The 10831-nt window shown below is 67.3% G+C and carries 11 protein-coding genes; 5 read left to right on the forward strand and 6 right to left on the reverse strand.

The features are described 5' to 3' along the window. The 3 genes from ADBZ6I_RS12350 to ADBZ6I_RS12360 form a co-directional block, all read left to right on the forward strand. On the forward strand, window positions 1-240 hold a 240-nt coding region (locus ADBZ6I_RS12350; protein WP_526384219.1), incomplete at its 5' end, for an ANTAR domain-containing protein. Then, a complete protein-coding gene (locus ADBZ6I_RS12355) occupies window positions 237-1139 on the forward strand; it encodes a CPBP family intramembrane glutamic endopeptidase (RefSeq protein ID WP_526384221.1) in 903 nt (300 codons plus the stop codon). The genes ADBZ6I_RS12350 and ADBZ6I_RS12355, both read left to right, overlap by 4 nt. 14 nt (window positions 1140-1153) lie before the next feature. After that, window positions 1154-1810 carry a M15 family metallopeptidase gene (locus ADBZ6I_RS12360; RefSeq protein WP_526384223.1) on the forward strand — a complete coding sequence of 219 codons (657 nt, stop codon included), beginning with the start codon at window positions 1154-1156 and terminating at the stop codon, window positions 1808-1810. A gap of 105 nt (window positions 1811-1915) precedes the next feature. On the opposite strand, the gene ADBZ6I_RS12365 is transcribed toward ADBZ6I_RS12360, so the two are convergent. From ADBZ6I_RS12365 to ADBZ6I_RS12375, 3 genes are all read right to left on the reverse strand, one after another. Beyond that, a complete protein-coding gene (locus tag ADBZ6I_RS12365) occupies window positions 1916-2944 on the reverse strand; it encodes a hypothetical protein (protein ID WP_526384225.1) in 1029 nt (342 codons plus the stop codon). 157 nt (window positions 2945-3101) lie between these two features. Further along, a complete protein-coding gene (locus ADBZ6I_RS12370) occupies window positions 3102-3962 on the reverse strand; it encodes a 1-acyl-sn-glycerol-3-phosphate acyltransferase (protein ID WP_526384227.1) in 861 nt (286 codons plus the stop codon). Window positions 3963-4046: 84 nt separating this feature from the next. Beyond that, complete coding sequence (locus ADBZ6I_RS12375) at window positions 4047-5588, reverse strand: flavin-containing monooxygenase (RefSeq protein ID WP_526384229.1); 1542 nt, start codon at window positions 5586-5588, stop codon at window positions 4047-4049. A 101-nt stretch (window positions 5589-5689) separates the two neighbouring features. Between ADBZ6I_RS12375 and ADBZ6I_RS12380 the strand changes: the two genes are divergently transcribed. Then, complete coding sequence (locus ADBZ6I_RS12380) at window positions 5690-6328, forward strand: TetR/AcrR family transcriptional regulator (protein ID WP_526384231.1); 639 nt, start codon at window positions 5690-5692, stop codon at window positions 6326-6328. Here ADBZ6I_RS12380 and ADBZ6I_RS12385 read toward each other — a convergent pair. Continuing rightward, window positions 6270-7862 (reverse strand): WS/DGAT domain-containing protein, encoded by a 1593-nt coding sequence (locus ADBZ6I_RS12385; protein WP_526384233.1) that lies wholly within the window; start codon window positions 7860-7862, stop codon window positions 6270-6272. The two genes, ADBZ6I_RS12380 and ADBZ6I_RS12385, sit on opposite strands and share 59 nt — an antisense overlap. 134 nt (window positions 7863-7996) lie before the next feature. On the opposite strand from ADBZ6I_RS12385, the gene bsh reads away from it, so the two are divergent. Then, window positions 7997-9271, forward strand: a complete 1275-nt coding sequence (gene bsh, locus ADBZ6I_RS12390; protein ID WP_526384235.1) for a bile salt hydrolase — start codon at window positions 7997-7999, stop codon at window positions 9269-9271. A 32-nt stretch (window positions 9272-9303) separates the two neighbouring features. Here bsh and ADBZ6I_RS12395 read toward each other — a convergent pair whose 3' ends face one another. Together ADBZ6I_RS12395 and ADBZ6I_RS12400 are read right to left on the reverse strand one after the other, a co-directional pair. Beyond that, window positions 9304-10272: an NAD-dependent epimerase/dehydratase family protein gene (locus ADBZ6I_RS12395; RefSeq protein WP_526384237.1), complete on the reverse strand. Its 969-nt coding sequence runs from the start codon at window positions 10270-10272 to the stop codon at window positions 9304-9306. Window positions 10273-10312: 40 nt separating this feature from the next. Continuing rightward, on the reverse strand, window positions 10313-10831 hold a 519-nt coding region (locus tag ADBZ6I_RS12400), incomplete at its 5' end, for a M15 family metallopeptidase (protein WP_526384239.1).

Genomic DNA, 10831 nt, shown 5'->3' on the forward strand with positions numbered 1-10831 from the left:
ATCGAGCAGGCCAAGGGCATGCTCATGGTTGTCTACGGAATCACCGCCGATGCCGCGTTCGAACTGCTGCGGTGGCGATCCCAGGAGGCCAACGTCAAGCTCCGGCGGCTCGCCGCGCAGGTGGTGGACGACTTCGTCAACCTGGCGCAGGACGAAACCAATGCCAATGCCGCTCCCAGCCGGGCCGCTTACGACAACCTGCTGCTGACCGCCGACCGCCGCATCGGCAGCAGCTCGTGAGGAATCTGCTGCGGTCGCACCCGCTGGTGTCGTTCTTCGTGCTCGCCTACGGGCTGACCTGGCTGCTGTGGGCGCCCATGGTGTTCACCGGCCTGCCGGCGTTCTCGGCGACCCGGCACGTGCCCTCGATCTACACCCTGCCCGGGGTGATGATCGGGGTCACCGGCAGTGCGCTGCTGATGACGGCGGTCACCACCGGCCGGCCCGGTCTGCGGCGGCTCTGGCAGCGGTTGACGTGCTGGGACGTCGGCGTGCGGTGGTATCTGGTGGCACTGCTGATGATCCCGCTGGGCCAGCTGCTGCTCACCGCGCTGCTCGTCGGACCGGGCGCGCTGCGGGCGTTGACGCCTGCCGCGCTGGCGCTGTACCCGCTGGCCTTCCTGTCGCACTTCGTGTTCGGGCCGCTGTTCGAGGAGACCGGCTGGCGAGGGTTCGCGCTGCCCCGCATGCAGCACCGGTTCGGCCCGCTGCGAGGCAGCGTGCTGCTCGGATTGCTCTGGGGCGGTTGGCATTTCTTCCTCTATATCCCCAGCTGGATCAGCGGCGGTGGTGTGCCGGCGGTCGTGAGCGCCCTGACTTTCGTGGCTTTCACCGTCACCGTCTCGGTGGTGTTGACCTGGCTGTCCAACAACACCCGGGCCAGCCTGCTGCTGGCCATGTTGCTGCACGGCTCGATCAACGGCACGGCGACCTACGTTCAGGTGCTCGCCGACCGCGGGATCATCGCGCAGGACGCCGCGGTGTTCAGCGCCGGGTTCGGGACAGTGTTGGTCGCGGCCCTGGCGGCGTTGGCGATCGCCTGGCTGACCCACCGGCGGCTGAGCTACCCCCGGTACCGCTACGAGGCCGAGCATCTGGATCTAGGCAGCGGCCTATCAGGCGCCCTGGCGGCCCGATAGCCGACAATGCTGGGATGCGACGAGTTCTGGCAGCGGCGGCGATCGCCGGCGCACTGGCCTGCCCGGCAATGGTGAGCGCCGCCCCGGCCGGCGGCGTGCCCCCGGTCAGCCCGCAGGCCCAGGCCGCCGGGCTGATCGACGTGCGCACCGTGGTGCCCGACGCCGTCGTCGACCTGCGCTACGCCACGCCCGACAACTTCACCGGCGTGCAGTTGTACCCGGCCGGCGCCCGCTGCCTGGTGCACGAGTCGCTGGCTTCGGGCCTGGCCACCGCGGCGGCGGCGCTGCGCCGACAGGGCTACACCCTGGTGTTCTGGGACTGCTACCGCCCGCATGAGGTGCAGGTGCGGATGTTCGAGGTGGTCCCGGACCCGGCGTGGGTGGCCCAACCCGGCCCGTACGCCCGTAGCCACGAAGCCGCCCGGTCGGTGGACGTCACCCTCGCCGCGGCCGGCCACCTGGTCGACATGGGCACCGGCTTCGACGACTTCACACCGCGGTCCATCGCCTACGCCACCGCGGGAGTCAGTGCGGCCGCCCAGGCCAACCGGGCCGTGCTGCGAAACGCCATGGCCGCCGGCGGGTTAGCGGTCTATTCCGGGGAGTGGTGGCACTTCGACGGTCCCGGCGCCGACGAGCCCCGGCCGATTTTGGACGTGCCGGTCACCTGACATAAACCGGTTCTGACTGCCACGGCGTTGTACATGGGCGGCAATCAATCCCAGCCCGCGGCAGTGCCGTCGGGCGTCTTCGATCGAGCCGAACCGGCCGCAGATTCATGGCCGCCCGCGAGCACGTTCATGTCCACGTGTGGGCGCTTTCTCAGGTCTGCCGGCGGCCTGCTGCCCAGCTTGCACCGAGTCGTTCCGCGCCGACACGCTCGCCGCCGCCGGTCTGGCCAAGACTTCCACGGTGCCGCGCCGGGCAGGCAGCGATGACAAGTCCACCGCCCGGGAGGTGCTGGGCGTGCTGCTGACAGGTCCGAGGTCCGCCGCCGCCGCTGTCGCCGCTGCCGTCGCCGCTGCCGTGTTTGGCACCCTGAATCCATTGATGTTGAAACCGGGTCCTGATTTGGTGACGGTCGCACCAGATGTGAAGGCGGATACTGCAATCGCCAGCGGACCAGGCCCTGCGCCAACGGAGTTGTTGTTACCGCCGAGGTTCACGGCAGTGTTCAAGACGCCGAGAGCGCGCGCGCCATTGTCGATAAAGGCCCCGTTCCCCCCGACATTGATCGCGGAATTCAAGATGCCCGCCGAGGCGGCCATGCCGCCCTCGCCGAGAAATAACGCCACGTTGCCAAGGTCTGCTATGGGTAAATATGCGTTTGCACCGGCCCACGCGGCACCGTCTTTGCCGATGCCGATGGCGATGTTGAGGAAGTCGCTTGCTGAGTCGCCCGCTATAACAATGGCGTAGGTGGATCCGACCCCAACGCCGACGGCGAGGGCGGCGGCGAGGGTCCCGAAGGCAAACGCCCTCTCGTTGGGGCCCGCGGCGAGGGCGAGGCTCCCGTTGCCGTTCATCTGGGCTTCCGCGCCGGTGCCGATCGCGAAAGCTGCGCCGAGGATTCCCTGGGCGGTGGCAGTGGCGTTGGGTCCGAGTGCGACGGCGATGCTGCTGAGTCCGCTCGTGCAATCAGCACTGTTGCCGATCCCGAAGAACGACGCGCACGTGGCATTCGCGGCTGGGCCACCGGTCAGTGTCCCAGCGGCCAGCACACCAGACACCAGCGCACCGATTAAAGCCCTACCGCCAACCCGAATCTGATCCATCAGTTCCCCCCTGAATTCGTTTGTCGTCATCTCGCTCAGTCCCCTCCGGGACGCTGACCCCCAGGGCGTTGGATGCCGCGACATCGTGTGCCCTGACTGGCGACGCTAGGCGCCCACCACCGACAGGAAGAGAGGCTAAAGTCCCGGGGTCGGGAGGCGAAGGTTGTCGGCTGTTCAGCGGCGGACCTCAGCCGATCAGCGGCACCCGGTTCTTGGTCATGTCGTCCATGGCGTCCTGCATCAGGGTGTGCACCCGCTCGGCATAGGCCTCGGAGTCCTCGTCGGGCCCGGCGGTGGTGGCGGCCAGCACCCGGGTGTACAGCTTGGTGGGCAGCGGCAGGTACGGCAGCTGCCCGGTGGTGCCCACATTGAGTCCCCAGGGGAACGACAGGCTGACCGGGAGGGCCTTGATCCGAAGCAGCTTGTCCAATTTCATTGCGCGGGCGAGCCGTTCGCCGTCGGAGAGCACCAGCAGCGACTCCCCCGCCCCGGCGGTGACGATGGGAACGATCGGCACGCCTTCCTCGATCGCCAGCCGGGCGAATCCGCTGCGGCCGCCGAAGACGATTTGATTGCGATCCGAGAAGGACTTCGCGGCGTCGAGGTCACCGCCCGGGAACACCACCACGGAGCGGCCCTCGGCGAAGGCCTCGGTGGCACTGTCCTGATTGGCCGGCCGGGCGCCCATGTGCTCGACGATGGGTCCGACACCGACCGTCCACGCCAACTGGTGGGTGAGGAAGACGGGCGACTGGTCCAACTCCAGTTCTTCCAGCGCCGCGCACACCGCCATGACGTTCAGGTCGACGATGCCGCCGAAGCCGTGGTTGGCGACGAACAGCACCGGCCCTTTGAGGGTCTTCGCCTCGACGTCGACCTTGAGCCGGTTGTAGCGGCGGACGAACTCGATCATGCTCTGCCGCACGACGTCTAGGGCGGCGTCCAGACGTTCGCCACCCGGATCGACCGCGCCTTCCACAGCGCTGAGAACGGTCTCTGTCAGCTGCTCCAGGGCGGCGCGCTGCTGCGGGTCGGATTCGGCGGTCATGGGCGCAATTGTGCGCTGGGGAACCGCCGGTTGGTTGAGGAATCACGCACAATCGACGACGCGCATGCCCGTGCCCGGACTCCCTCAGTCGAGGACTGAAGTGAGCTCCGGGGCCACGACGGCGGGCCGGGCAGTGCTGAACTTCAGCGCCGGATCATCCACCGGGCCCTTGCGCAGCCGGGAATGGTCGGCCCAGTAATCCATCTCGATGGTCCACGGGCCGCTGGTGCCCTGCTGCGGGAAGTCGGCGCTGGCCCGCTGGATGTAGCCGGCCGCGAAGTCCAGCATCGGCCGCCGCTCCATGGTGGGATCGGCGACGGGAACCGCGGTGGTGTAGCCGTGCTGGTCCATGTAGGACAGCAGCCGGCAGAGGTGCTCGCAGAGCAGGTCGATCTTTAGCGTCCACGAGGAGTTGGTGTAGCCGAAGGCGAACGCGAAGTTCGGGATGCCCGACAGCATGAATGCCTTGTAGGTCACGCAGTCGTGGGCGTCCTTGTGCTGACCGTCGATCGACACCTCGACCCCGCCGAACAGTTGCAGCTTCAGACCCGTGGCGGTGACGATGATGTCGGCCGGCAACTCCTGGCCGGAGGTCAGCAGGATTCCGGTCTTGGTAAACCGCACGATCCGGTCGGTGACCACCGACGCCTTGCCCTTGGCGATGGTTCGGAACAGGTCGCCGTTGGGGACCGCGCACAGCCGCTGGTCCCACGGGTTGTAGGTCGGATTGAAGTGGGTGGCGACGTCGTATCCCTTGGGCAGGAACGTGACGTTGGCGCGGCGGATGATTCGCTTGGCCACCTTCGGGTGGCGCTGACAGAGGTGGTAGATGAACCGGCCCTTGCCGATGTTGAACCGGCGGGTGGCGGCGTAGGCAGCCTTGGGCGGCAGCACTTTTCGCAGGGTGTTGGCCAGCGGATCCTTCTTCGGCAGCGGCATCACATAGGACGGCGAGCGCTGCAACATGGTGATGTGCCCGGCTTTGTCGGCCATTGCCGGGATCAGGGTCACCGCGGTGGCGCCACTACCGATGACGACGACCCGCTTACCGGTGTAGTCCAGGTCCTCCGGCCAGAACTGCGGGTGCACGATCTGGCCCTCAAAGTCTTCCTGGCCTTCGAAGTGCGGGGCGTGCCCCTCGTCGTAGTTGTAGTAGCCGGTCGCGCCGAAGAGCCAGCCGCAGGTGATGTCCCACTGCTGTCCGTCGCGCTCCAGCGTGACCGTCCACTTACCGGTGGCGGTGGAGAAGTCCGCCCGGACCACCTTGTGCTGCAAGTAAATCCGCTTGGCCAGCCGGTCCTCGTCGATCACCTCGTGCAGGTAGTCCAGAATCTCATGCCCGTCGGCGATGGCGTTGTCCGACGTCCACGGCTTGAACTCGTAGCCGAAGGTGTGCAGATCCGAGTCGGAGCGGATGCCCGGGTAGCGGAACAGATCCCACGTGCCGCCGATGGCCTGCCGGCCATCGACGATGGCGAAGCTGTGTCCGGGTCGCTTGACGGTCAGATAGTGCGCCATGCCCAGCCCGGAGATGCCGGCGCCGACGATGAGCACCTCGACGTGGCCGCTCAGATGCTCCTTGGGGCGTGCCTGGTCGAGCGAAGCGACGGAATCGGCGACGGACATTGAGTCACTCCCGAGAGCTAGGAAACGTAACATGAATAATGTTATATTTCTCACGCCTGCTGTCAAGGCTTTCCGCTAGCGAACCAGGAGGGGCCGCACCCATGACCGTCGCGCCCGTTCAGCGTCGCGCACCGATGCAGGCCCGCAGCCGCAAGACGGTCACCCGCATCCTCAAAGCCGCCGCCGCGATCGCCGACGAACTAGGCGTCGAGGCCGTCACCACCCGGACCATCGCCGACCGGGCCGGGGTCTCTTACCCGTCGCTGTACCGGTTCTTCGCCGACCGGGAGGCCATCCTCGACGCGCTGATGGAGCGGCACTGCGCCGAACTCGACGCCAGGTGCATGGAGGCCGAGCGCAGCTGGAAAATCACGTCGATCGCCGACCTGCTCAACAACGAACTCGACCTGCACGTCCATTACTACCGGCTCTTCCCCAGTTCGGCGCGGCTATGGATGGGCGGTCGCACCTCCCCTACCGTCACCAAACACGTCCGGGCACGGATGCAGAGCCTGGCCGGCCGCATTCACGCGATGCTGGTGTCAGCGGAACTGATTCCGGCCCAGACCGACCCACGCGCGCTGCTGGTTGCCATCGAGATGGCCGACCGCGTATTGGAGTTGTCCTTCCGCGACGGCGGCGACTTCGATCAGACGATCCTCGACCTCGGCCGGCGCGCCCTCATTGCCTTCGGCCGTGACCTTTCCGGGGACCTTTCCCCCCGCCCCGGCCCCAGCTGACCGGCATCAGCACCACCCCGGGGGTGGCGTCGGCCAGCCGCTCGAAGGCGTCGATGAATCCCTCGACGATCATCTCGTGGTCGGGCACCAACGTTGCGTCACAAGCGATTCCGACAATCAACCGGCCGGCGTAGCTGGAGATGGTGAAGCTCATCGGCTGATCCCCGGACACCGGCGCCCAGCCGACGATGCCTTCGACCTGACTGCCAGCCAGGTACACCGTGGCGGGCGGACCGGGGACGTTGGTCAGGGTGCCCAGCGTCCGGTTGGCGAACAGGTCCACCGAGGCCTCGTAGAGCCCTCGGCTGAACCCGGCGATGGTCTCCTGGAACCGGAACGCGACCGCGGCCTCGTGGCCGTGCTTGATCCGGTCCATCCGCCGCTTGGCGGTGGCCAGCACCTTGTGCGGGTCGGGCTCGTCGGTGGGCAGTTCCAGTTGCACCAGCGCGAAGTCGTTACCCAGCGAGTCGGGCAACGACGGGTCCAGCGGCTTGAGGTTGACCGGCACCATGAAGGTCACCGATGAGCACAGCGCCTCGTGCGCCAGCAGGTACTCGTGCAGCGTCAGGGCGATGCAGGCCACCAGCACATCGTTGACGGTGCAGCGGTTTCCCCGGGCAACCGCCTTGAGCGCGGCCATTGGCAGCGGATCCGACCAGGCCACGCTCTTCTCTTCACCGGCGGTCCCGGTCCAGATAGTCGCGTCGTTGCGGGTGCCGAGCAAGAGTTTGCGCGCGGTGTCCACGTCGCCCGGCACCGCAGAGAAGATGTCGACCAGCCGTCCACCGCCGGGCACGGCGGCCCGCACGGTGCCCGCGACGTCGGACGCCCCGGCCCGCGCCGCCGTCACCAACGTCGCGCCCGCTCCCACCGGGTTACGCAGGACGAAGCGGCCGATGTTGGCGGCCCTTTGCCGCAGATTGGATTCCGCTACCCGGGACACCACGTCGGTGGCACCGCGAGCGACTTCGACGACACCGGACCGTACGCGTTCGGGCAGCGGCCGGCCGGGCGGGTGCAGGTGCGCTCCGGTCTGGATGACCGCCGGCGCCAGCACCGGGCCGCCCTGCGGCGTCGAGTCGAAGAGGCTCATCGCCAGTTGCACCATCCGCATGCCGTCGGCAATGGAGTGGTGACTGCGCAGCAGCATGGCGCTGCCGTTGCCGTACCTTTTGATCCAGATGGACTGCCACAGCGCGTGGTCGCGGTTGAGCGGGTCGTGCCGGTGTGCTGCCACAAGTTCCTGCAGGGCGCGGGCGTCGTCGGGGTTGTGCAGCGACACCAGGGAGACGTGGTTGTCCAGGTCGAAGTCCGGATCGGGCTCCCACCACCACGAGCCGTCCTCGTCGCGGACGGCACGGCTGCGGAACACCGGGTAGCGGTCGACCAGCCGTTGCTGCAGCACAGCACGCAATTCGGCGAAGTCCAGCGGCTCTGAGGTCCAGATGACCGAGTCGACGACCATCAGGTTGTTCGGCCGGTCCATCTCCAGCCACAGGGCATCCTGAATCCCCAGCCGGCGCCGCTCGCCCATGCTTACCTCCGGCCGAATTTTGATAGCTTTCGCCAACTATTGTCGCCCATTACGCGCCGACAATGAGCGATACCGCACAGCCAGTCCGGTGCCGGTGGCAGGATTACGCCGCAAATTAGACCTAAGGACTGTTTATGACACGAAGAGTTTTGCAGCGTCTCCTGGCAGCGCTGTGCGCCCTGGGGCTCGCTCTCGGAATCGCACCGCCGGCCAGCGCCTGCAGCCGGGTGGTCTGGCTCGGACCGGACGGCGCGGTCATCACCGGCCGGTCGATGGACTGGCCGTACTCGTTCAATTCCCACCTCTACGCCGTGCCCCGCGGCTCCACCCAGGACGGCGGGGGCGGGGAGAACTCCCTGACCTGGACCCGCAAATACGGTGCCATCGAAGCGGCCGGCACCACCGATCCGAGCGGCCCGATCGACGGCGTCTTCGACGGCATGAACGAGAAGGGCCTGGTGGCGAACCTGCTCTATTTGGGCGAGTCCGATTTCGGCCCGGCGCCCAGCGATAACCGGCCGCGGTTGTCCTTCACCGCCTGGACGGACTACGTGCTCACCAACTACGCCACCGTCAACGAAGTCGTCGAGGCGTTCACCAACCCGTCGATCTACATCGTCCCGATCAACTTCGGCCCGGGAAATGCGGCGCATCCGACGGTGCACATGTCGGTGTCAGACGCCACCGGCGACTCGGCGATCATCGAGTACCTCGACGGCAAGCCGGTGATCCACCACGGCCGGCAGTTCCAGGTGATGACCAACAGCCCCACCTACGATGAGCAACTGAAACTCAACGCCAAGTGGGACGACGTCGACAAGAACAAAGAACTGCCGGGCTCGATCCAATCCCAGGACCGGTTCGTGCGCGCCTCGTACTACTTGGGCAAGCTGCCGCAGACCGCCGACGAACGGCAAGCTGTAGCAGGCGTTTTCAGTGTCATGCGCAATGTGTCGGTTCCGTGGGGCGTCGGGGATCCCGAGCATCCGAACCTCTCCCCGACGTACTGGCGTTCGGTGGCCGACTCGACCAACAAGATCTACTACTTCGAGTCGGCGCTGAGCCCGAACATCGTGTGGCTGAACCTCAACAACGTCAACTTCGCACCCGGCTCGGGGATCCGGGCTGTCGCCGTTGAGGGCAACTACTCGATCATCGGCAACATCGACACCGCACTCGCCCCGGCGAAGCCGATCAATTACCTGGCGCCCACCGCCGCCAACACCCCCCAGCCGGCTGCCACCGCGCCGAGCGACTCCGCTGTCGCGGCTCCGCAGGCGGACAACAAGTCCGGCGGCTTCAAGGCATGGTGGCTGCTGCCGATCGTCGCGCTGCTGGGCCTGCTCGGCTTCCTGCCGCGGCTGTTCCGCAAGCCGAAAGTGGTTCCTGTAGATACCAATTCCCGCTAAAGATGCCCAAAGAGCCCTCGCTGGAGGGAGTTTCACGTCCGGCTACGGGCCAGGTCCTCCAGCGCTTCGGCTGAGCTGAATTTCGGCGCCCAGCCCAGCACGGTCTTGGCTTTCGTGGTGGCCAGGACCACCGGTGCGCGCACGGAGTGCAGCCATTCCACCGGCGCGGGGACGAACGGCAGCCGGGCCACCACCGCCGAGGCCGCGGTGGCCGCCACATGCGGAATCCGCACGGCGCGCCCGCCGAGTGTGGTGACCACATCGGACACCGTGATGGTCCCGTCGCCGGCGAGGTTGTACGCGCCCTGCGGCGCGGACGTGGTCACCGCCAGGGCGATCGCCGACGCGACGTCGTCGGGATGCACCAACTGCAGCGGCGTGCCGGGATCGGGAATGGGCAGCATGCGCGTCGCCGCCCCCAACCGCCCGGGCACCAGGCTCCACGGCATCACGTCGGCCAGAGCCGGGGCTTTCGGCCCGGCGACGATGCACGGCCGCAGGATGTACACCTCCAGGTCGGACCCGGCGGTGACCTCTTCCAGCACGCGTTCCAGGGCTGCCTTCTGCTCGGAGTAGTAGTGCTCGCGGGAGCCGCGGGTGGGCACGTCCTCGGTGATCGGCGTCGGATTGTCGGGGTGGTAGCCGTACGCGGCGACCGAGGAGGCGTAGACGAGCCGGCTGGGCCGGGCCGCCTCCACCGTCGCCTCGAACACGTTGCGGGTGCCCTCGAGGTTGACGTGCGCGCTCTCCTGGCGCGACCCGAAGATGATGAACGCCAGGTGCACCACGACATCGGCGTCGGCGACCAGTGCGTCGACGGCGTCGCGGTCCAGGATGTCGCCCTGGCGGTAGCTGGTCTTGGCCCACCCGTGCGCCGACGGGTCGAACGGCCGTCGGGCCATTCCGATGATGCGTTCCACCGCCGGGTCGCGTTCCAGCGCGTCCACGGTCGAGATGCCGATCTCACCGGTCGGCCCGGTCACAGCCACAGTCAGCCCCATGGCGTGACAATGCCCTATTTTGACGGCGCCGAAACTGGCTTCAGCCGATCTCGAAGTGCTGATAATCCACCGGATCGCGCCATGCGCCGCCCCACCGCCAACCGCGGTCGGTGAACGCCCGCACGGCGGGGTCGCCGGCTTTGAGCAGTGCCGGGTCGGCCAGCGTGCGGTCGAGGTAACGACCGGCGGTTTTGGGCTGCAAATCACCCGACTGATCGATGTAAGGATTGATCAGCGGGTTGACGTCGATCGCACGTCCGTAGGCGTGCAGGGACCACGCGGTGCTGCCGGGCAGCGGCCGGCAGTTGAACGCCGAGGTGTTGTTGTCGCGCATGGACAGTTCGTCGTCGGCGCCCGGATAGTTGTCGACGGTCTGCATCTTCGCGACGGGGTAGCCCAGCCGCCGCAGGTCTTCGAAGATGGCGACGATGTCGTCGACCGAGTCGGAGTTCACCACAAGGTTGCCGCGGTGGGTCTGACCGTCCATGCCGAGGTAGTCCAGTTCGACCCTGCGCAGTTCTTCGGGCCCGACCGGGCAGCCCGGGCGCCAGGTGTCGCC

The sequence above is a fragment of the Mycobacterium sp. genome (assembly GCF_044342925.1).
Lineage (GTDB): Bacteria > Actinomycetota > Actinomycetes > Mycobacteriales > Mycobacteriaceae > Mycobacterium.